Annotated in this window: 23 protein-coding genes; 12 read left to right on the top strand and 11 right to left on the bottom strand. The window is 43.3% G+C overall.

Going from position 1 to position 19,708, the window contains the following annotated elements; all coding sequences use genetic code 11:
- The first annotated feature begins 168 nt into the window (after window positions 1–168).
- Together epsC and cysK are read left to right on the top strand one after the other, a co-directional pair.
- Window positions 169–984 (top strand): serine O-acetyltransferase EpsC, encoded by an 816-nt coding sequence (epsC, locus tag OGH69_RS07770; protein ID WP_265173891.1) that lies wholly within the window; start codon window positions 169–171, stop codon window positions 982–984.
- A 12-nt stretch (window positions 985–996) separates the two neighbouring features.
- On the top strand, window positions 997–1,905 hold the full coding sequence (gene cysK, locus OGH69_RS07775; RefSeq protein ID WP_265173892.1) for a cysteine synthase A: 909 nt from the start codon (window positions 997–999) through the stop codon (window positions 1,903–1,905).
- 301 nt (window positions 1,906–2,206) lie between these two features.
- On the opposite strand, the gene OGH69_RS07780 is transcribed toward cysK, so the two are convergent.
- Both OGH69_RS07780 and OGH69_RS07785 read right to left on the bottom strand, forming a co-directional pair.
- On the bottom strand, window positions 2,207–2,776 hold the full coding sequence (locus OGH69_RS07780; protein WP_265173893.1) for a YceI family protein: 570 nt from the start codon (window positions 2,774–2,776) through the stop codon (window positions 2,207–2,209).
- A gap of 43 nt (window positions 2,777–2,819) precedes the next feature.
- Window positions 2,820–3,278 carry a MarR family winged helix-turn-helix transcriptional regulator gene (locus OGH69_RS07785; protein ID WP_265173894.1) on the bottom strand — a complete coding sequence of 153 codons (459 nt, stop codon included), beginning with the start codon at window positions 3,276–3,278 and terminating at the stop codon, window positions 2,820–2,822.
- A gap of 134 nt (window positions 3,279–3,412) precedes the next feature.
- Here OGH69_RS07785 and OGH69_RS07790 point away from each other — a divergent pair, with 134 nt between their 5' ends.
- The 3 genes from OGH69_RS07790 to OGH69_RS07800 are packed head-to-tail and all read left to right on the top strand — an operon-like array spanning window position 3,413 to window position 4,931.
- Window positions 3,413–3,970, top strand: a complete 558-nt coding sequence (locus tag OGH69_RS07790; RefSeq protein WP_265173895.1) for a TlpA disulfide reductase family protein — start codon at window positions 3,413–3,415, stop codon at window positions 3,968–3,970.
- 9 nt (window positions 3,971–3,979) lie between these two features.
- Window positions 3,980–4,588 (top strand): thioredoxin family protein, encoded by a 609-nt coding sequence (locus OGH69_RS07795; protein WP_265173896.1) that lies wholly within the window; start codon window positions 3,980–3,982, stop codon window positions 4,586–4,588.
- Between the two features lie 25 nt (window positions 4,589–4,613).
- Window positions 4,614–4,931, top strand: a complete 318-nt coding sequence (locus OGH69_RS07800; RefSeq protein WP_265173897.1) for a rhodanese-like domain-containing protein — start codon at window positions 4,614–4,616, stop codon at window positions 4,929–4,931.
- 43 nt (window positions 4,932–4,974) lie between these two features.
- On the opposite strand, the gene OGH69_RS07805 is transcribed toward OGH69_RS07800, so the two are convergent.
- A complete protein-coding gene (locus OGH69_RS07805; RefSeq protein ID WP_265173898.1) occupies window positions 4,975–5,406 on the bottom strand; it encodes a response regulator in 432 nt (143 codons plus the stop codon).
- Window positions 5,407–5,599: 193 nt separating this feature from the next.
- On the opposite strand from OGH69_RS07805, the gene OGH69_RS07810 reads away from it, so the two are divergent.
- From OGH69_RS07810 to OGH69_RS07830, 5 genes are all read left to right on the top strand, one after another.
- Window positions 5,600–6,118, top strand: a complete 519-nt coding sequence (locus OGH69_RS07810; RefSeq protein ID WP_265173899.1) for a thioredoxin family protein — start codon at window positions 5,600–5,602, stop codon at window positions 6,116–6,118.
- Between the two features lie 4 nt (window positions 6,119–6,122).
- A complete protein-coding gene (locus tag OGH69_RS07815; RefSeq protein WP_265173900.1) occupies window positions 6,123–6,509 on the top strand; it encodes a rhodanese-like domain-containing protein in 387 nt (128 codons plus the stop codon).
- A gap of 52 nt (window positions 6,510–6,561) precedes the next feature.
- Window positions 6,562–7,311, top strand: coding sequence for a sensor histidine kinase (locus OGH69_RS07820; protein WP_265173901.1), 750 nt, complete (start codon window positions 6,562–6,564; stop codon window positions 7,309–7,311).
- Complete coding sequence (locus OGH69_RS07825; protein ID WP_265173902.1) at window positions 7,280–7,999, top strand: LytR/AlgR family response regulator transcription factor; 720 nt, start codon at window positions 7,280–7,282, stop codon at window positions 7,997–7,999. Before OGH69_RS07820 ends, OGH69_RS07825 begins: the two co-directional genes overlap by 32 nt.
- A gap of 112 nt (window positions 8,000–8,111) precedes the next feature.
- Window positions 8,112–10,382: a cation:proton antiporter gene (locus tag OGH69_RS07830; RefSeq protein ID WP_265173903.1), complete on the top strand. Its 2,271-nt coding sequence runs from the start codon at window positions 8,112–8,114 to the stop codon at window positions 10,380–10,382.
- 1 nt (window position 10,383) lies between these two features.
- On the opposite strand, the gene OGH69_RS07835 is transcribed toward OGH69_RS07830, so the two are convergent.
- From OGH69_RS07835 to OGH69_RS07855, 5 genes are all read right to left on the bottom strand, one after another.
- Window positions 10,384–11,184 (bottom strand): alpha/beta hydrolase, encoded by an 801-nt coding sequence (locus OGH69_RS07835; protein WP_265173904.1) that lies wholly within the window; start codon window positions 11,182–11,184, stop codon window positions 10,384–10,386.
- 24 nt (window positions 11,185–11,208) lie between these two features.
- Complete coding sequence (locus tag OGH69_RS07840) at window positions 11,209–11,484, bottom strand: GNAT family N-acetyltransferase (protein ID WP_265173905.1); 276 nt, start codon at window positions 11,482–11,484, stop codon at window positions 11,209–11,211.
- 9 nt (window positions 11,485–11,493) lie between these two features.
- Window positions 11,494–12,390: a pirin family protein gene (locus OGH69_RS07845; protein ID WP_265173906.1), complete on the bottom strand. Its 897-nt coding sequence runs from the start codon at window positions 12,388–12,390 to the stop codon at window positions 11,494–11,496.
- Window positions 12,391–12,446: 56 nt separating this feature from the next.
- Window positions 12,447–13,073, bottom strand: coding sequence for an alpha/beta hydrolase (locus tag OGH69_RS07850; RefSeq protein ID WP_265173907.1), 627 nt, complete (start codon window positions 13,071–13,073; stop codon window positions 12,447–12,449).
- A 67-nt stretch (window positions 13,074–13,140) separates the two neighbouring features.
- On the bottom strand, window positions 13,141–14,076 hold the full coding sequence (locus OGH69_RS07855) for a ring-cleaving dioxygenase (RefSeq protein WP_265173908.1): 936 nt from the start codon (window positions 14,074–14,076) through the stop codon (window positions 13,141–13,143).
- Window positions 14,077–14,285: 209 nt separating this feature from the next.
- On the opposite strand from OGH69_RS07855, the gene OGH69_RS07860 reads away from it, so the two are divergent.
- Together OGH69_RS07860 and OGH69_RS07865 are read left to right on the top strand one after the other, a co-directional pair.
- A complete protein-coding gene (locus OGH69_RS07860; RefSeq protein ID WP_265173909.1) occupies window positions 14,286–14,480 on the top strand; it encodes a hypothetical protein in 195 nt (64 codons plus the stop codon).
- Window positions 14,481–14,501: 21 nt separating this feature from the next.
- Window positions 14,502–14,750, top strand: coding sequence for a hypothetical protein (locus tag OGH69_RS07865; protein ID WP_265173910.1), 249 nt, complete (start codon window positions 14,502–14,504; stop codon window positions 14,748–14,750).
- 84 nt (window positions 14,751–14,834) lie between these two features.
- Here the strand turns inward: OGH69_RS07865 and OGH69_RS07870 are convergent, their stop codons facing one another.
- From OGH69_RS07870 to OGH69_RS07880, 3 genes are all read right to left on the bottom strand, one after another.
- Complete coding sequence (locus tag OGH69_RS07870; RefSeq protein ID WP_265173911.1) at window positions 14,835–15,620, bottom strand: SGNH/GDSL hydrolase family protein; 786 nt, start codon at window positions 15,618–15,620, stop codon at window positions 14,835–14,837.
- 283 nt (window positions 15,621–15,903) lie between these two features.
- Complete coding sequence (locus tag OGH69_RS07875; RefSeq protein WP_265173912.1) at window positions 15,904–17,736, bottom strand: glycoside hydrolase family 2 protein; 1,833 nt, start codon at window positions 17,734–17,736, stop codon at window positions 15,904–15,906.
- A 192-nt stretch (window positions 17,737–17,928) separates the two neighbouring features.
- Window positions 17,929–19,527, bottom strand: coding sequence for a DUF6377 domain-containing protein (locus OGH69_RS07880; protein ID WP_265173913.1), 1,599 nt, complete (start codon window positions 19,525–19,527; stop codon window positions 17,929–17,931).
- Between the last annotated feature and the right edge of the window lie 181 nt (window positions 19,528–19,708).

Below are 19,708 nucleotides of genomic sequence, written 5' to 3' on the forward strand. Positions count from 1 at the left end.
CGATTTTTTGCCTAATTTTGATAGAGATTAAAACTATTATTATAATGAATACAGTGAAATCATTCAATGCCTGTTGTTGCTTTTCCATACCTGATGAGCTTGCCCTGGCATGATTTGACTGAAAATTATACAGCGAGCTCTCCGGAATGGAGAGCTTTTATTTTAATTATGAAACATCCAATTTACACCGCAAATTACCTCCGGTCAGGCATACTTCCCGATAAGGATAAGGCTGTCTACTGGGTCGAGGAATTCTTCCAATGGCTCTTTTGCATTGGTTCCAAATATGCCGACTATGATTATTTCCTGGTTAAGGAAAAAGAGTTGGAGGAGTTGCTTTCCGGATTGCTCGAAACTTCGGGAATGGATAATATTAAAACTGACTCATTAATCTTGTATTTAAAGGATAAGGTTGTTCTGCTTCATCAAAAACTCGAAGATGACCTGAAGACGATTTTTGAGTTTGACCCTGCCGCAAAATCACGTAGCGAGGTGTTGGTTTCCTATCCGGGTTTCTTTGCTGTAGCCGTCTACCGGATCGCCCATGAACTATGGATTAATGAAGTGCCTGTACTGCCCCGCATGCTGAGTGAATACGTTCATGGAAAAACGGGCATCGATATCCATCCCGGCGCTCAGATAGGTGAGCGCTTCTTCATCGACCATGGCACCGGTATTGTCATCGGTGAGACGGCTGTCATTGGCAACGATGTAAAAATATACCAGGGGGTGACCCTCGGTGCCCTCAGCGTAAGCAAAGCCGAAGCTTCCATACAGCGCCACCCGACCATTGGCGACGGCGTAACCATTTATGCCAATGCTACCATCCTTGGCGGAAGCACGGTAATAGGCAAGGGGTCGGTTATAGGCGGGAACGTGTGGATAACGCATTCCATACCCCCTAATTCAATGGTCTACCACAAGAGCGAGGCCACCGTAAAAACAAGGGAGGTATTCCCCGAACCGCTAAATTTTGTAATATAAAATTTCCAATATATGAAAGCAGATTCGATACTAAAGACGATAGGAGACACGCCACATGTGCAGTTAAGCAGGCTTTACAATGGCCGCAATGTGTGGATAAAGCTGGAGCGCAACAATCCGGGCAACAGCATAAAGGACAGGATTGCACTGGCTATGATAGAGGATGCCGAAGCGAAGGGACTGCTCAATAAGGATAGCATCATCATTGAGCCAACTTCGGGAAATACGGGTATTGGGCTGGCCCTTGTCGCGGCAGTCAAAGGCTACAAGCTCATTTTGGTCATGCCTGAGTCGATGAGTGTGGAACGCCGCAAGCTCATGTCGATATACGGGGCGGAATTTGAGCTTACCCCGCGTGAAAAGGGTATGAAAGGCGCTATTGAAAAAGCGGCGGAGCTGACGGCTTCAACCCCGAACGCATGGTCACCACGCCAGTTTGACAACCCAGCCAACGTAGCCATACACGAGCGCACCACGGCACAGGAAATACTTGCCGATTTCCCTGATGGAGTAGATTATATTATCACCGGTGTGGGTACAGGAGGCCATATAACAGGCGTGGCATCCGTTTTAAAGAAAGAATGGCCCGACCTGAAGGTGTTTGCTGTCGAACCCGAATTATCCCCTGTGCTGAGCGGAGGAAGTCCGGGACTGCACCCGATACAGGGTATAGGGGCGGGGTTTGTGCCTTCCATTTACCAAAGCGAACTTATTGATGGCGTGATTCAGGTAGGTAAGGACGAGGCATTCGATTTTGCCCGCCGTGCGGCAAAGGAGGAAGGATTGCTGGCCGGAATATCGACGGGTGCGTCATTGGCGGCGGTAAGCAAAAAGCTGGCGGAACTACCTGAAGATGCCGTGGTACTGACATTCAATTACGATACAGGGGAAAGGTATTTGTCGATTGAGGGGTTGTTTTGAGGTGCTGAGATTCTTAGGGACTTATGCTTTGGTTTATATTCTCATCCTCTGTAGCTGATAGGCAATACGTGAAGATTTTACTATAAATATTCCGTTTCTCCGGAACTCATCAGTGGCAGCCCCGGCAGGGCAATATATTTATAGAAATAAGGTAATGAGTGGCTTAGAGCTCCGGAGAATCGGAATATAAATTGTTTAGAACTCTTTAAAGTACTAATATTAAAAAATCTTGCATCTTAAAACAAAAAGCCCCTCTCATTACTGAAAGGGGACTTTTTCGCATTTTCAATTTAAATACTAATTACCACTTGAGGTTTACGGTAAGCTCGAATTCGTCATATATGGCTTTATCACCAATTCCTTCAACGAAGCTCTTAGAGCCGTATTTGATGTCGTATTGGGTCCTGTCTACTTTGAAAGTAGTTGTAGCAGTGTTTTCGCCTACTGTAAGGTCGAATGTTACCGGCTTGGTGATGTTTTTGATGGTTAGGTCGGCAGTAACAGTATAAACACCGGCGCTTTTTGCCTTGATTGTTTTAAAAAGTATCTTGGCAGTTGGGTGTGTTGCCGTGCCAAAGAAATCGTCAGCTTTTAGGTGGCCTTCCAGTTTCTCTTTGCCTTCGCCTGCTTTAAGGTCTGTTACGGTGATTGAGTTCATGTCGGCAGTGAATGAACCTCCTGTAAGTTTTCCGTTGCGGATGATGATAACACCTTCTTTAAAGTCGATCGTACCTGTGTGTGTACCTGTAAGTTTTTCTCCTACCCACTGGATTTTACTTGTTTTAGTATCAATTTTTTTCTCTTGTGCCGTAGCTGCAAAAGTTGAAAGGGCTGCTATGAAAGCGATTGCAATTGTTTTTAGGTTTTTCATGTTTCAAAAATTATTTATTTAGTTTAAAAGATTAAAGGTTTCATTATTGTTCTCCGCGGTATTTTTCCAGCAGGAGGTTAAAAGTTTGAAGTTCATCTTCAGTCAGGTTGTTAGCATAAGCCTGCTCATGGTTATCTACTTCAGGGTCAAGTTGTGCCAGCACTTTAATTCCCTTTTCTGTAATGGTGATGTCCATTTTGCGGCGATTTTCAGGACACACTTCGCGGGTAACAAGCCCTTTCAGCAGGAGCTTGTCGACCAGGCGGGTCGTATTGCTGGTCTTTGAGATCATACGCTCCTGGATAAGGCCCATATTTGCAGGCTTGCCTTTTTGGCCCCTTAGTATCCTTAGCACGTTGAACTGTTCTGTGGAAAGATCATGGGGCTTTAGCACCTCATTAAAGGTCTCCGATAAAACATTCTGCGTATACATTATGTTAAGTATTGTCCTCTTGCTTGGAGACAATGCTGTTGTGGACTTTATGGCATCTTCTATCTTCATAGTTACAACTACAAAATTTGTATATACAAATGTATTAAAGTTTTTAATTGTATATACAATTGTTATGTTAAATTTTGTAAAAATAAATCATGAGGTTAATTTTTGCCTAATTTTAACTTCATTAAAAAATGAGAATGGTACGATATTTAAAGAATACTGCGTGGATTTGGGCGCTTTCGGGGGTGCTGTTGTTTTCCTGCGGAAAGAAAGAAGAACAGGCTGAAGTCGCAGAAGCAGTTGCGCCAAAACCGCTTAAAGTGTACTCTGCTGATGGTGTTTCGGTCAATGCCTATGACTTTAATGGGCTTGAGCATTTCCTAAAAATGCAAAACGACACAACCTATGTGGTTAATTTTTGGGCTACGTGGTGCGTGCCATGTGTGGAAGAGCTGCCGTATTTTGAAAAGCTGAACGAAAAGTATAAGGGGGATAAAGTTAAAGTAATCCTGGTAAGTCTCGATATGTCAAAGCAGGTGGAGAGCAAGCTGCTGCCGTTCATAAAGGAGAGGCAACTTAAGAGCGAGGTGCTTTTCCTCCAGGATCCCGACCAGAACGCATGGTTGCCGAAAGTGGATTCTACCTGGAGCGGGGCCATCCCGGCAACAGTAATATATAATAAGGATAAACGCGGGTTTTTCGAAAGGTCATTTACCTACGAAGAACTTGAAAAAGAAGTAAGCAATTTTAAATAACAAACATATATGAAGACAATAAAGTTCGTAGGATTATTTTTGGCAGTGGGCATTATGGCTGCCTTTACAGTAAAACCCGCAGCAGGTTATAAGGTAGGTGACATTGCCACCGACTTCAGCCTGAAGAATGTGAACAACAAAATGGTTTCGCTCAAAGACATGAAGGATGCCAAAGGCTATATAGTAGTTTTTACCTGCAACCACTGCCCTTATGCTGTGGCGTATGAAGACAGGGTTGTGGCGCTGGATGCCAAGTACAAAAAGCTGGGCTACCCGGTAGTGGCCATTAACCCAAATAACCCGGAAAAGCAAAAAGATGATAGTTTTGCCAAAATGCAGGAAAGGGCGAAGGAAAAAAAATTTACATTCCCGTACCTGCTTGATGAAGGCCAAAAGATCTATCCGCAGTATGGTGCTACCAAAACCCCACATGTTTATGTACTTCAAAAAACGGCAAAAGGCAATGTGGTAAAATATATAGGCGCCATTGACGATAACTATGAGGATGCAAAAGCAGTAAAGACAAAATATGTAGAGAATGCTGTGGATGCACTGTTAAAGAATAAAGAAGTCCCGGTTAAAGAAACAAAAGCTATTGGCTGTTCGATAAAAGCATAATACTTTTGCACAAAATTATAACCAAATGAACATTTCACAAGACGAATGGTGGAGCAAGCTGCAGGAAGACGGTGATGCCGTTATCCTTGATGTGCGCACCGCCGACGAATGGGGCCGTGGCATAATTCCCGGTGCTATAAACATTGATATTTATAAAGGGCAGGGTTTTATTTACAGCCTTGAGGAACTTGATAAATCGAAGAACTATTATGTGTATTGCGCGGCAGGAGCCAGGAGCGGCCAGGCCTGCAATATTATGGGCCAGCTTGGATTTGCCACAACTTACAACCTTATTGGCGGTATGAACAACTGGGATGGCCCGGTGGTTTTACCGGAAGAATAGGAATTTATAAATAACAAAACAAAGGGCTGTCGTGAGACGGCCCTTATTGTTTTTTAGAAGAGAAGGAGTTGATGTTTACCTTCCAATAGTCTATGAGGTTTTTGATTTTCTCTTTGTACTTGTTGTAGTCATTGCCTTTGTGGATGTAGCCCTGTATCGAAAGCTTGTTGGCCTGCTTAAGGGATTGCTCGTCCTGCGCATTAGATATAAAGATATAAGGGATATGTTTGTCCATCAAAATCTCCTCGTTCAGGATTATGTTACGCAATTCAAATCCTCCCAGTTTCGGCATGTTGATGTCGGATATGATGATGAAAGGTTCAATTTCAGGCCTGCGGATATAGTCGAGTGCCTCAGTACTGTCGGAGAAAAATACAATTTTATTTTTGTATCCCAGGTCGCGGAAAATCTCCCTCAAAATATCCCTGTCATCTTCATCATCTTCAATAACAAGTATATCCCTGTGCATTTTCATAAATAGGTAGGTTTTTAGGTTTTGTTTTTGGTTTAAATGTGTATAGTTTGCAAAATAGAAATTATTTTGAAATACAATTTATGTTTAGCATAAAATTATTTCTAACTTTTTACCGGAATGTTTTTTTTACCCTCCAATAAATTAAGGCATAGAAAGTATTTTTCCTTACCTTGGCACTACTAAAAATTTAGTAATGAAAATTAGAATAGCATCCCTAATCCTGTTTATCCTGGCAGGTATAACTACATTAAACGCTCAGGAATCAGCCACATCTGTTTTTGAAAAAGCCGCTGTACAAGCACGGAAGGAAAATAAGAAGGTTATTCTTATTTTCCATGCCTCCTGGTGCAGCTGGTGCAAAAAGATGGATAACCACATGAACAGCGATAGCTGCAAAAAACTGTTTGACGATAATTATGTTACCGCTCATATCACAGTGCAGGAATCCCCGAAGAATAAAGCCCTTGAAACGCCGGGAGGCGATGAAATACTGAAAAAATACAAAGGTGAAAAATCGGGACTGCCGTACTGGGTGATACTTGACCACAAAGGCAACCTGCTTGCCGATTCGAACAATGCGAAAGGCGAAAACCTTGGTTGCCCGGCATCTCCGGAAGAGGTAGCCGTATTCATAGAAAAGCTCAAGATGACGTCAAAGCTTTCCGATAAACAGTTGGCCGTTATTGCCGAAACATTTACCATTAAAAAATAACCCAATGAAAAAGATAGTATTTCTGTTTATAGCCACTTTTACTTTATTGTCATGCGAAGCCCAGCAGAAAAAAGGTGTAGAACTTGTGCCGCCTGTCGAATTTGAAAAGCAGATGGCGGAGCACAAAGGACAGCTCATTGATGTCCGTACGCCAAAGGAATTTGCAGAAGGGCATTTGGAAGGAGCCGAAAACATCCATCTGTATGATCGCGATTTCATCCAGCGCGTAGATAAGCTTGATAAAAAGGAAACCGTGTATGTATACTGCAAAGCGGGCGGGCGCAGCTCCGAAGCCGTCAGCATACTGAAAACAAAAGGTTTTGAACACATCGTTGAACTACAGGGCGGCACAGATGCATGGGCTGAAGATGGGAAGCCTTTCACTGAATAATTTCCGGTTGCTTCATGCCGTAAAATATAAAGGCTTTACTATATAACATTAGATGGCGACACCACTAAATATTATCCTCTTTATCATCCTCGGGCTTTTCCTGGCCATCATTGGCTTTCTGGCAATGAGGCTTAACCGCGCAGGGCGGATAAGGAAGAGGCTGGAGTCGCGATTTGTAGAGTTGGAAAACAAAGCAAACACTTTACAATTGCAAACTTTAGAGGCGAGGCTCAATCCGCACCTTTTCAAAAACATCCTCAACTCCATACAATCACATGCATACCAAACATATTTTGCTATGGACAAGCTCTCCAATGTACTGGACTTCATATTGTACGAAAGCCAGAACCGCTTTGTGAGCCCTAAAGAAGAAATCGAGTTTGCCCTGAACCTTATAGAGATCAACAAGATCAAGATAAGTCCGCTTTTTTCTATTTCGGTTAAGAAAAAAATAGATGAGGAAGATCCTTTATATACTGAAAAGGTGATGGCACCGCTAATTTCAATTGATCTTATTGAAAATGCCTTTAAGCATGCCGACCTGCAAAGCCCGGACGCGTTCATTTCTATCGTAATCGAATTTAGGGACAACTATTTTTCGATGACCGTAACCAACAAAATATCCGGAAAATCGGCATTCCTGAAAGAGCACGGTGGCATTGGCTCGGCAACGCTTGAGCAAAGGCTTAAAATAATATACAAGTCATGCCACAAGCTGGAACGCCATATCGAGGAAGATGTATATGTAGCACATTTAAAAATAAACCTGCTTGAATACAAAAATAAAATGTTTACTGCTTGATGACGAACTACCGGGGCTGGCCTATCTTAAAATGATATGCGAACAAATGGACAGGCTTGAAGTGGTAAAGGCCTTTAACAGCTCCGAAGCGCTGTTGCGGGAATGGGAGGCACTTGACTTTGATCTGCTAATTACCGATATTGAAATGCCCGGGATGAATGGCCTTCAGGTAGCTGATGCAATAAAAGGCAAGGCTGTCATATTTACAACCGCGTATAAAGATTTTGCGGTAGACGCTTTTGACAGGGATGCTGCAGACTATGTAGTAAAACCCGTAAAGCAGGAACGCCTTCAGCAGGCAGTAGAGAAAGTGGCCGCCCGTATGGCAAAGCCTGAAAAAGCGGCAAAGCAACTGCAATTGAATACTGACAGGGGTAAAGCCCTTATCAATGCTGCAAGGATATTTTGCATACTTACTTCTGACATTGACAGCCGGGATAAAATATTGCTGATGGGTGACGATTCCAAGATAACGGCGAAGAACTGTTCCTTTGAGAAAATTTTAGAGATGTTGCCCAGTGATGAGTTTGCACGCATTAATAAAAAAGCCATTATTGCATTGAAGCATGTACAATATTATTCGCATGATGAGATAATAGCAGACAAGCTCCTGCCTGATGGGAGGCATCATACTTTTCCGCTAAGTGAAATTTACAGGAACGAATTTACCTTAAAACTAAAAAAGTAATTTCATTACATAATTCCGCCCCTTTATTACAAAAGCATAGAACGTCTCTTTTAACAAGATGTTAACTACCGTTTTTCTGTGTAATATTGTGCCGCACCAGACCACAGTACTTATGAAGAATTTCAGGAATACCTTCTTTTATATCACAGTAGTTGTCCTATTTTCGGCACTTATCTATGTTACCCTCCAAAACGGCAAACAGCTGGAAGAGGGCCGCGATATCGTATCGCAGGCTGCGGGAGAGGGGCAATGGAACGATTTTCTTTCTTCACTGCAGCATAACCTGTCACATCCGCTTGCTATCTTATTGGTCCAAATCATTACAATCATTTTTGTCGCGCGTTTTTTTGGATGGATCTGCAGGCGCATAGGGCAGCCTACAGTTATTGGCGAAATGATTGCCGGTATAGTGCTGGGCCCATCACTGGTAGGAACTTTTTTCCCGGAATATTCAGCATTGCTTTTTCCCGATGGTTCAAAAGGGAACCTTCAATTCCTGAGCCAAATAGGCCTTATATTGTTTATGTATGTCGTAGGAATGGAACTCGATCTGGGTGCGCTGAAAAATAAAGCGAAGGACGCAGTCATTATTAGCCATGCGAGCATCATAATTCCGTTTGCGCTGGGCCTGGGGCTGGCCTATTTCATATATACGCAGTTTGCTCCGCAGGGAGTTGAGTTCATGGCTTTTGGATTGTTTATGGGCATAGCCATGAGCATTACAGCATTTCCGGTGCTTGCCAGGATAGTGCAGGAGAGGGGATTGCACAGGACCCGTATTGGTGCTATGGTAATTACTTGTGCGGCGGCAGACGACGTAACGGCATGGTGCATCCTGGCAGCGGTAATAGCCATAGTCAAAGCAGGGTCGTTTGTAAGTTCGCTTTATGTCATAGCGCTTTCGCTGGCTTATGTTTTCCTTATGCTTTGGGTGGTCAAGCCATTCCTCAAAAAGATTGGCGAACTTTATGGCAATCGCGAAGTTATTTCAAAGCCTGTGGTGGCCATTTTTTTCCTCACATTGCTTATATCTGCCTATACGACCGAGATTATTGGCATACATGCACTCTTTGGCGCGTTTATGGCAGGCGCTATAATGCCCGAAAATATGCGTTTCAGGGGTATATTCATCGAAAAGGTGGAAGATGTTTCACAGGTAATGCTGCTGCCTTTGTTCTTTGTGTTTACCGGGCTTAATACAAATATCGGATTACTGGACGATCCCTACATGTGGAAGATATGCGGGCTTATTATTGCTGTTGCTGTTGCTGGAAAATTTATTGGAAGTGCCGTAACAGCACGGTTTGTTGGGCAAAACTGGCGTGACAGCCTTACCATAGGGGCGCTGATGAATACACGCGGCCTCATGGAACTCATTGTCCTTAACATTGGCCTGGAGTTGGGAGTGCTTTCTACCGAGATTTTCTCCATGATGGTTATCATGGCGCTTGCCACCACATTTATGACAGGCCCTGCACTGGACCTGATAGGATATATATATAATCGCAGGAAGAATTATATCCCTTCTGAAATACGACAGGTTAGCAAATTTAAGGTACTGGTATCTTTTGACAGCCCTGAAGGGGGGAAAACGCTCCTGAGGCTGGCGAATGCTTTTGTGAAGAAGATGAAAGGCAATGCGATGGTGACGGCCATGCACATATCGCCCAGCAGTGAGATACATACCTTTAATCTTGAGGAATATGAAAAGGAAAGCTTTAAGCCTGTACTGGCTGAGGCGGAAGCCCTTAACCAAAAGGTGACCACTTTGTTTAAAGCCACTACCGACATGGATACCGATATAACTGCTGTGGCCAACAAGGGAGAGTTTGACCTGGTGCTTATTGATATAGGAAGGTCGATTTTTGAAGGGACTTTGTTGGGGAAAATACTGGGCTTCACAACCCGCATCATCAATCCCGAAAGCCTCCTCAATACATTTACAGGCAAGGAAAAATTATTTGAGAATTCCCCTTTCGACGAGCGTACCCAATACATCCTTAATAAGTCGGAAACACCTGTAGGTATTCTTGTAGATAAAGAGTTTTCGGGTACCGATAAGGTTTTTGTTACCATTTTTGATCCCGCCGATGCTTTCCTTATAAATTTTGCCCAAAGGCTGATCAGCAACTCAGGTTCGCAGGTTACTGTCCTGGATGCTGATGGTATGGTAAAGAACAATCCGGAAATTAAGGAAAGCATTCGCGCGATAGAACACAATGTACCTAATCATATTAAGCTGTTGGGGCAAAGGAAAATAGAAAAAGAATTTCTTGAAGGGCAGGATCTAATGATCATTAGTGTTGACAGCTGGAAAAAGCTGGTGGAAACCCGAAGCACTTGGCTTAATGATACACCATCCTTGTTGATAATGAAAGAATAAATCAGAAAGGTGATGGGGAAACAACATCCAGCCAATCGGCTATGTACCCGGCTTCTTCCTCCCATACCTCCATTACCAATACCAAATGGTTCCTGTTTACAAACTTTTTATGTCCGGTTACAGAGTGATATCGGTCGTATTTTAAGTAATTAGAATAATTGGCCGCAAAAGGTATGATCTTATCTTCAGTACCCGATATGAAAAGTAACGGCGGGTGCTGTTTTTTGAAATCAATTTTTGCAGCCTTGGTAAAAAAATCACTGAATACATGTCTTGATGCAGGGACAGCATATTTTTCATAAGAGTCCCGTTGCTCATCGGCACTCATTCCGTTGGCAACTGATTTGTTCCATTCTTTCATGCCTATAAGATAGGTTTGTTTTGAAGAACCCGGTAGTGTCAATGATTTTAGTACCAATGTAAGAGAGGGCCAGTCAAAACTTAAAGAATCTTTAGGAGGAATGGAATGTATGGCTACACCTGCAGCAACAGCATTTTTGTTCACAAGCGCTTGTACGACCAGTCCCCCAAGCGAATGCCCAATGACAATAGGCTTTTGCGGTTCCTTTTCGATGATGGTTGTATAATGATCCAGCAGCTGATGAAGCCTTATCCCGGCAAGCTCGTTGTCATTTGGCCGGCGTTGACGCAGTTTTTCTGCACTATCGTCTTTATATGGCCATGCCGGAGCTATGCAGTTATAGCCCCTGTCTTTGAACCAGAGTATCCATTCATCCCATACATGGTGCGAAAGGAAGGCACCTGTTATGAAGATTATGGTATTTGTTGTTAGTGGGCTCATTTGGCAGAGGCTTCATAATATTGATCAGGCAAGTACATCATGTATATCCTGATTTCTATCAAACATTTTTTTTGCAAAAGGGCACAAGGGTATTATTTTTACGTTCTTTTCACGTGCAAAGGCCACTGCCTTTTCAAGCAATTTCATTCCAACCCCCCTGAACTCAGGATTTCCAACCGTGTGCTCAATTATAAACTTATCCTCCCCGGCCCATACATAAGTCATCAATCCTGCCTGTGTTTCGCCTTCGATGGCTTTGAAATGGCCTTTTTTTCCGTCGTCGTAGTGTTCTATTTCCATTTATAAGTCTTATTTTTTTATGTTAAATCCTCCTGTTTGTTCGGGCAGTGGCACAAATCCGGTTTCACCGGGTACTTGTGGGAATTCCTGTTTTACCCATCTTTCTTTTGCATCTTCTATTAATTCAGGCGATGATGCTACAAAGTTCCAGTAAATGTGCCTCGGTTCCGGAAACGGTTCCCCTCCGAATATATATACGGTAGAATTTTCGTTAAGGGTAAATTCACATAGCGAAGCATCTTTGGCCACTAATAATTGCTTTGGCAAAAAAGTATTTCCTTCGCTTTCGATGCTTCCCTCCAGTATATATAGTCCGCTTTCCCCAAAAAGGTTGCGTCCTATGGAAAGTTTTTGTTTGTGGGTACTTTTCAGTTCCACGAAATAAAGCGGGCTGTATACCGGCACAGGTGATTTTTTGCCAAAAGCCTCGCCGGCTATCAGTTTTACAGCAACTCCGTCTATGTCCCATTCAGGCAGCTCATCTTCGGTAACGTGTGCAAAAGATGGCTCCATCTGTTCCAGGTGTTTTGGCAGGGCCACCCATATTTGCAGCCCGTGCAGGTTTTTGTCGGAGTGGCGCAGGTAATCGGGTGTACGTTCAGAATGCACAATGCCTTTGCCTGCGGTCATCCAGTTTACCTGCCCCGGAGTAATTTCAATTTCAGTACCCAGGCTGTCACGGTGCATGATACTGCCTTCAAAAAGGTAGGTAAGTGTAGACAGCCCTATATGAGGATGGGGGCCAACATCCATGTTCTCATTATCATGCATCGCTACAGGCCCCATATGGTCGATAAAGGCAAATGGGCCTACAGTGCGCTTTTCACGAAACGGGAGCAGCCTTCCAACAAGGAAATTTCCAATATCGCTTGGGCGCTCTTCTATAATCAGGTTTATGTTTGACATCGGGAGATGTTTTTTATAGTGTTAAGTTAGTGATTTTTTAAAGAATTAAGGGTTTTTTAGTGGAAATTTTCCGACAACCACCGCTCAGATAACATAACATCTTGTTGCGTAAGCTGATGACCGGCAGGAATCTCGTGGAATGTGATGTTCAACCCCTTCCTCTTTAAAATGTCTATATATTTCAATGTGGTTTTTATATCCACTGTAGGATCCAGTTGTCCGCTGCTAAAAAAGATTTTGGTATTGCTATCTTCATTACTATCTTCAATCGATTTGAAAGGCTGCATAGGCCTGTAGAGGATTGCTCCGGCAAAAAAGTGAGGATATTTTACCATTATCGCACCGGCAATATTTGCTCCGTTTGAATAACCCACGGCTATTATCTTTTTGGAATTAAAACCTTCCTTTATTGCTGTTTCATTAATAAAAGACACCATTTCATCTGAACGGAAATGCAGGTCTGCTTCATCAAAAATGCCCATGCCCAAACGTTTGAAAAATCGTGGCATGCCATTTTCCGACACATTGCCGCGAAGGCTCAGTATGTTATACGCGTCCCCAAAGTTTTGCGACAAAGGGATGAGGTCTCGTTCATCGCCCCCGGTACCATGAAGCAAAAGCAGGGTGTAAGCATCCGGATTTCCGGATGGTTTATAAATGTATTTTAAAGTTTGAAAGTCCATATCTTGTTTTTTGCGTTATTTAAACCTGCAAGGCATTGAAGCCTTGCAGGTTGGTAAAATCATTGTTTTAATTTATCGGTACTAAATGTGCCTCTATGTCCTCGCGGCGGGACTCATATTGTTCCGGCAGCTTAAGCTCTTTGCCCAGGTTTTCCAGTGTTTCGTCGACCATGAAACCCGGATTGTCAGTTGCAATTTCAAACAATACACCTCCCGGCTCCCTGAAATAAAGGCTATGGAAGTAGTTCCTGTCTATCTGCGGGGTAATGCTCAATCCGGCGGCAGCTACCTTTTCCCTGAAGTGCATCAGCACCTCGTCATTATTCACCCGAAAGGCAACATGATGCACAGTGCCATTGGCTACGTGGCCGCGTTTTTCATCTTTCAGTTCTACAATGTCCACGATTGCTGCATTTTCCACGGTATCGGTTACAAAGCGGTAGCGGGTAACTTCGTTTGCTGCAAGGCGGTATCCGAATACATCGGTAAGGATTTTTGCCGTACCGTCCATAGCATTCAATGTCAGTGTAATGTGATGAAAGCCACGCAGGGCAACATCGGCATTAACTTCATCAGTAGTCCAGGGCTTACGGTTATCGGCTGCAACTTCAGTAAGCTCCAGCTTAAGTCCATCGGGGTCGATGAATGTAAGGTAACGTTCGCCAAACTTTTCGGCAGGTTTATTATAAATGACATTATATTTCTCGAACCTTTCCATCCAGAATTCCAGGCTGCCTTTGGGTACGGAATAGCCAATTTCTGTAGCCATGCCGGCTCCGCGGCGGCCTTGTGGGATTCCTGCTCCCCAGGGAAAAAAGGTAAGTATGGTGCCGGCGCTGCCTGACTCGTCGCCAAAATAGAAGTGGTAAGTACCGGGATCGTCGAAGTTTACCGTTTTCTTAATGAAGCGTAGCCCCAGTATTTTAGAATAGAAATTAAAATTCTTTTGCGGGTCGCCTGCAATAGCTGTGATGTGGTGCAGGCCTAAAATTGTATTTTCCATGGTAATGTTGTTTTTAAAATTTGATAGTGTAAAATTACTTCAACGCTATACTCCAAAACATTGAACTGGGACAAGAAAGAGTCGGGGAGAAAGAACCTGCATGGCTCATTCGAAACAATTTAAGAAATCCCAAACATAATTTTACTATTTTCTTGGGAGAAAGACTTATTGCAAAGGGTTAATTTTGAATTATATAAATATATGACATCATGAAACCTACCAACACTTTATTTGTATTTGCGGCAGCAGCTTCAATGGCACTTACTTCCTGTAAAGAGAAGACCGAAGAAACTACGACCACTACAGAAACCGACGTGACAACTGACACAATGAATATGGATAAGGATGTAGATACTTCGGATTCTACGACTACCGTAAATCCTGATACCATAATGGGTCCGTAAGGATCTAAAAAAAATATAATTATGAGAAATACGATTTTAAAGGGCGCACTTTTCAGCTCAATGTTGGTGGCTGCGCTCTCATTTTCTTCCTGCAAAAAGGAAGGGGATGCCGATTCTACAACAGAGATGAACGATACGACAGGTATAGTGCCTGAATCCGAAGCGCCAAAAAATCCGGTGATGGATACTGTCATTGAAAAAGATGGCGACACCGTAGTAAGAACAGGTGGCGGAAAGAACGAAAATCCATTAGGCACACAAGTTCCTTAAGGCCTCTATACCACTATATATATCATCAAAAAGGCAGCCCGTCATGAGCTGCCTTTTTGTGTTTTTCATATGCAAATAAAACATTTAAAATGAGAATTGCATCCTGTACCGCTCATACATCGCTGCCGATGGGCGCGGCCAAAAGAAGCTTCCTGCCGGGCCGGCAACAAAGCTTATTGCAAGTTCGGCCAGCATGCGTCCGCTTGTCTCATTCAGGTGGATGGTGTCTGTGGTAAGCACAAGGCCATGACGCTCCGATATGCTGCTCCAGCTTTCGCGAAGCACCAATCTCCTGAAAGCAGCTTTTGCCAGTAAGGTAAGGCTTTTTTGCGGTGCTACAGGCTGTGCGGGCGGATTGGCGGCTAAATAGTCGGCCATGTTTTGGTTGAGGTCGAGCAACTCTGTGTTATACAGACCAGCGATGCGGGTTATTTCAACATTATACTTTGCTACCGTTACATTAGCTTCGTGTGTAAGGTCTTCGCCTAAAATTGGTAATGTACACAATGCGATCCTGGCATTGGTATATTCCTGAAGTTTATTTACTATAATTTCGAGGTTTTCGGCATACCATTCCAGCGTAGGTACCTGTGGAAGGCCCTGGCTGGACAGGCATCGCTTAGTATTGGCCGGGGTCAGGATAGCATTGACATCGTTGGTACCTATAAGGACCATGATATAGTCCGGTTTTGCAGCTATAACATCGTCAACGCGCAGGCAGGCATTGTAGGCGAGGTTGCCGTTTTTGCCGAAGTTCAGGAATTCATAGTCTTTAAGATCGTGTGCTTTCTTTAACTGCCCTATCCAGTCGTAGCTGAACGTGCCCTGGGTTATACTGTCGCCAAGACAGGCAACTTTTACTCTTTCCATTTTGATTGATGAACTCCCCCTTACGTTAAGGAAGAGTTATGATTGATGATGATTGATTGGCGCAAAGATAAAGCGTAAACAACACGTGTCCAAAAAAAATTAAACAAATGTTTAATTGTTGCCAAATCCCTGCCAGCTGATTATATAAAGGACGAATAGCAGAAAGAAATGTTACAGGAAAACAGGATTTAGTTTATAAACTGTTGATGGAGAGGCAATGCCCTAATGTCTCGCATAATGTTTATTACTTTGATACAGAAAGCATTCCGTTTATACCGTATCGTTACTTATCCTGTTTCAATTTTTCCTCATAAAATCGTTTCAATACATAAAAACCTTTTTTCTTTTTGCCGGTTTCGCTATACAATCCCTTGCGGTTCCAGCCGTCCTGCAATCCCGGTAGCTGCCTGCGGGGGGAGCGGAAATCCTTGAGTATCCACGGCGACAGGCCGCGGAGTTGCTTTATTTTGCCGAGCATTTTCAGGGTTTCTTCGTAAAGATATTCCTGGTATTCTTCAGAAAAACGCGTCAGCTTGTCGGCGTGATATCCGGATTTGGCATCGGCCCCGAATTCGGAAATGATTATCGGCTTATCCTGCGTGATATTCCATGTTACCTGGCTGCATTTTTCGGGCAGGCCGTCGTACCAGCCTATGTACTGGTTAAAGCTCAGCACGTCAACCACATCTGCATATGGGTCGTCGATGGTTTTTACCAGCGGGTTGCCGTCAGGGCTGCTTTGCTCGAGTGCCGCGCTGATAAGGCGGGTAGGGTCGAGGGTGCGCGCCTGTTTCGCCAACCGGCCTAAAAATGCATTGCGTGCATCTGTACTTGGTGTTTCATTGGCCATCGACCAAATTATTACCGATGCACGGTTGCGGTCGCGGGTTATCATTTCAGTCAGTTGATTTTCGGCATTTTTGTAGGTGGACTCATTTTTCCAGTCGATGGTCCAGTATACCGGTATTTCCTCCCAAACCAATAATCCCATTTCATCGGCAAGGCGAACCATGTGTTCGTTGTGGGGATAGTGGGCAAGACGAACGTAGTTGCATCCAAGTTCCTTAGCCATGGTAAGCAGCTGCCTGGCATCCTCCGGGGAATGCGCCCTGTTCTGCCCCGCCACACTCTCTTCATGGATGCAGATGCCGCGAAGGAAAATGCTTTTGCCATTGAGCAGGATATCATGGCCTTTGGTAGCAATGGTTCGGAAACCTATTTTGTCATTTATCATATCATCTCCGGACGACAAGCTAATAGTATATAAGTATGGGTCTTCCGGCGACCAGTTGCGTAATTTTTTTACGTCTATGGAAATAGGCGCCAAGCCATTGGCATCAGCAGTAAATTCTTTATTTATTTTAAGTTCTGGAATATTTACTGTCACCTTTTTATTGGTTCCATTGCCGTCCAACTTAATAAACCCGCTAATCTGCCTGTTATTTTTATGGTTAAGCTGCAATTCGTACTCCCTGACGAATGTCTGCGGCACTTCCACTAACTGCACATCCCGTGTGATGCCTCCGTAATTCCACCAGTCAGTGTTCAGGGTGGGTACGCATTCTTTGCAGCGCTTGTTATCGACCTTCACCACCACAAAATTATCTTTTGCTTTCACCAGGCCGGTCACTTCATAATTAAATGGGGTAAACCCGCCAATGTGCGTACCCAGCTTTTTCCCGTTGAGGTATACATCAGCACGGTAGTTTACCGCACCAAAATAAAGGAATACCCTGTTATTGCCTGCTTTCCCGGTATAATCAAACGACTTTTTAAACCAAACCGTCCCTTCATAATAGAATAGCTTCTCATCCTGCGTGTTCCAGTCGCCGGGAATGTTCATGACAGGAGATTTATCAAAGTCGTATTCCAGGAGTTCGGTCTTATCGGCCTGTTTGCCATTCATGAAAAAAGCGCTTTTTGACGGTTTCTCCTGTTGGTCAAATGGCTCGTAGCGGTAGTTGTAGTAGCCGTTTTCGTACGGGTCTACAATGTAATTCCATTCGCCATTTAGGCTTTGTGCAGTACGATTGTAAGCGTTGACAATGAGGTTTTCCTGTGCAAAAATTGTGGTAAAGCCCAGCAAGAACAGGGCTGTAAATAATCGTGAAGACATAGTGATGTTTGTTTGGAACTCTAAAAATAGAAAATTATGGAATGCGTAAGACGTAGTGTGGTTGATTTTCACGAATTCAGGCTCATTTGTTGGAATAGTTTGGACTTGAGGGCTGAAAGCCTGTAAGTATATCAAATAGCCACTAAATATGATTAAAATTCGTGAAAATCCGTCCCATCAGTGTTCCATTCGTTAAATCGACTTTATCCCCATGATTTTTTCCTCAAAAACCTCCTTATGATCGGATTTGCTTTTGATGCGGGTTTTATATGAATAAATGGTTGTAACCGAAAGCTCAAGGAAATCTGCTATCTGGCTGGAGTCTTGTATCCCAAGGCGATAGAGCGCAAAAATGCGCATTTCGGTATTGAGGAGTTCGCCTTTTTTTACAATGCTCCTATGGTCTTCTGAAAAAAGGGAATTGAAGTCCGTAACAAAGGTCGGGAACAGCCTAAGGAAGATAGCATCAAACTGGTGGAACAGGTCTTCGCGTTCTTTCTTAACATCGTACCGCTTCAACAGGGAAAGGAGTTCCTCCGTTTTTTTGGATATGACCTTTTGGATGCTGCTCTTTTGCAAATGGTCCAGCTTATTGATAAGGTCGGATGTTGCCTTTATGAAGTAGGTAATATACTCTTCTTTAATCGTGTTGGCTTCGCTCAGACTTTTGTTCATTTCCTGAAGTTGAGCATACGATGCAGCCATGGCCTTGCGTGAAGCATTGCGTTCCTTTAGCTGCCTGAAGATGATAATGAGGAACAATATAATGATGATCGCCAGCACCGTGAGCAGTATAACGATCTTCTCAAGCATATCGTTCTTTTCATTTACCTTGTTGAGCTGTGCCTTTTCGATAATGGGCAGTATGGTCGAAATTTCGATCTTGCGGTGGCGTGCATCATAAAAAGTAGCATCATCCATCGCCAGGTTAATGTAGTGGTTGGCCTTATCCAGATACCCCATTTTAAAAAGCTCATTAGCGAGGTTGCGCAGCGCTACTGTTTCCTTTGTGGCATTCTTCACATCGGCAATGGCAGCCATGGTAAGGTAGTGGATGGCTTTTTGCATATCACCCCGCTCTGAATAAATATAGCCCAGTGATGATGTCGCAATCCCGTAATATTCCACAGGCAGGTCAAAATTTTCAAGCCAGTGGGAAAAAGCTTTTTCGGCACCTTTCCAGTCCTGCTGCTTCATGAGCTTAAGGCTCTCGGTGGCCCAGTATTCATTGGTGTTTGGCTTTACCAATGCCAATGCTCTTTCGAGATACACATTGCCTTGCTGTATATAGGTGATATTGTAGCGCTGGTCGCGGTTATAATCGGCCAGGTCGTAATAGGCACGCGCCTTTATAGAAAAATAGTTGAAGCGGTTTTGCGTGTCGAGCTTTCCCTCATCTACCACATTCAGTGTATCGATAGCCTCCTTAAACAATCCGGATGACAGCAGTACAAATCCTTCCTTAATGCGTGTATGGTCGAGTACCTGGCGGTCTTTAAGCAAAAAAGCTACGCTTTTTGCCTCTTCAAGGTAATAATAGGCGGAATCATATTTGAAAGACTTATACTCATTGAAAAGCGATATATAATTTTCATAAAGACCTTTATTGTCGCTGTTGAGGGTAAACTTCCTTATGCTCTTTTTAAACGAATTTATCCGGCTGTACTTTTGCTTTACATAGATTTCCTTATTCGTAAGCGCCTTGTCGAGCTCTTTAAGCAAAGGTTCGACATCCTGTGCCGCCAAAAGGGCAGGGGATAGCAGCATCAGTAAGGAAATTATAAAACGCATGAGGCATATCTGTTTAAAAATCAACATTATGAATCTAACATCATAATATGATTGTAATGGCTAAATATAGTGTAAAATTTCACTATCCGCCAAATAGCGGCAGAAAAGTGAATTATCCTGATTTTTTTTCTTATAAAAATAGCAAATTCTTATTTTTTCAATTGGAAACAGCACTTTACAG

Source organism: Flavobacterium sp. MFBS3-15, from assembly GCF_026107645.2.
Taxonomy (GTDB): Bacteria; Bacteroidota; Bacteroidia; order Flavobacteriales; family Flavobacteriaceae; genus Flavobacterium.

Coding starts and splice junctions, on each gene's coding strand:
- epsC (WP_265173891.1), top strand. CDS start 169: ATGAAACATCCAATTTACACCGCAAATTACCTCCGGTCAGGCATACTT.
- cysK (WP_265173892.1), top strand. CDS start 997: ATGAAAGCAGATTCGATACTAAAGACGATAGGAGACACGCCACATGTG.
- OGH69_RS07780 (WP_265173893.1), bottom strand. CDS start 2,776: ATGAAAAACCTAAAAACAATTGCAATCGCTTTCATAGCAGCCCTTTCA.
- OGH69_RS07785 (WP_265173894.1), bottom strand. CDS start 3,278: ATGAAGATAGAAGATGCCATAAAGTCCACAACAGCATTGTCTCCAAGC.
- OGH69_RS07790 (WP_265173895.1), top strand. CDS start 3,413: ATGGTACGATATTTAAAGAATACTGCGTGGATTTGGGCGCTTTCGGGG.
- OGH69_RS07795 (WP_265173896.1), top strand. CDS start 3,980: ATGAAGACAATAAAGTTCGTAGGATTATTTTTGGCAGTGGGCATTATG.
- OGH69_RS07800 (WP_265173897.1), top strand. CDS start 4,614: ATGAACATTTCACAAGACGAATGGTGGAGCAAGCTGCAGGAAGACGGT.
- OGH69_RS07805 (WP_265173898.1), bottom strand. CDS start 5,406: ATGAAAATGCACAGGGATATACTTGTTATTGAAGATGATGAAGATGAC.
- OGH69_RS07810 (WP_265173899.1), top strand. CDS start 5,600: ATGAAAATTAGAATAGCATCCCTAATCCTGTTTATCCTGGCAGGTATA.
- OGH69_RS07815 (WP_265173900.1), top strand. CDS start 6,123: ATGAAAAAGATAGTATTTCTGTTTATAGCCACTTTTACTTTATTGTCA.
- OGH69_RS07820 (WP_265173901.1), top strand. CDS start 6,562: ATGGCGACACCACTAAATATTATCCTCTTTATCATCCTCGGGCTTTTC.
- OGH69_RS07830 (WP_265173903.1), top strand. CDS start 8,112: ATGAAGAATTTCAGGAATACCTTCTTTTATATCACAGTAGTTGTCCTA.
- OGH69_RS07835 (WP_265173904.1), bottom strand. CDS start 11,184: ATGAGCCCACTAACAACAAATACCATAATCTTCATAACAGGTGCCTTC.
- OGH69_RS07840 (WP_265173905.1), bottom strand. CDS start 11,484: ATGGAAATAGAACACTACGACGACGGAAAAAAAGGCCATTTCAAAGCC.
- OGH69_RS07845 (WP_265173906.1), bottom strand. CDS start 12,390: ATGTCAAACATAAACCTGATTATAGAAGAGCGCCCAAGCGATATTGGA.
- OGH69_RS07850 (WP_265173907.1), bottom strand. CDS start 13,073: ATGGACTTTCAAACTTTAAAATACATTTATAAACCATCCGGAAATCCG.
- OGH69_RS07855 (WP_265173908.1), bottom strand. CDS start 14,076: ATGGAAAATACAATTTTAGGCCTGCACCACATCACAGCTATTGCAGGC.
- OGH69_RS07860 (WP_265173909.1), top strand. CDS start 14,286: ATGAAACCTACCAACACTTTATTTGTATTTGCGGCAGCAGCTTCAATG.
- OGH69_RS07865 (WP_265173910.1), top strand. CDS start 14,502: ATGAGAAATACGATTTTAAAGGGCGCACTTTTCAGCTCAATGTTGGTG.
- OGH69_RS07870 (WP_265173911.1), bottom strand. CDS start 15,620: ATGGAAAGAGTAAAAGTTGCCTGTCTTGGCGACAGTATAACCCAGGGC.
- OGH69_RS07875 (WP_265173912.1), bottom strand. CDS start 17,736: ATGTCTTCACGATTATTTACAGCCCTGTTCTTGCTGGGCTTTACCACA.
- OGH69_RS07880 (WP_265173913.1), bottom strand. CDS start 19,527: ATGCGTTTTATAATTTCCTTACTGATGCTGCTATCCCCTGCCCTTTTG.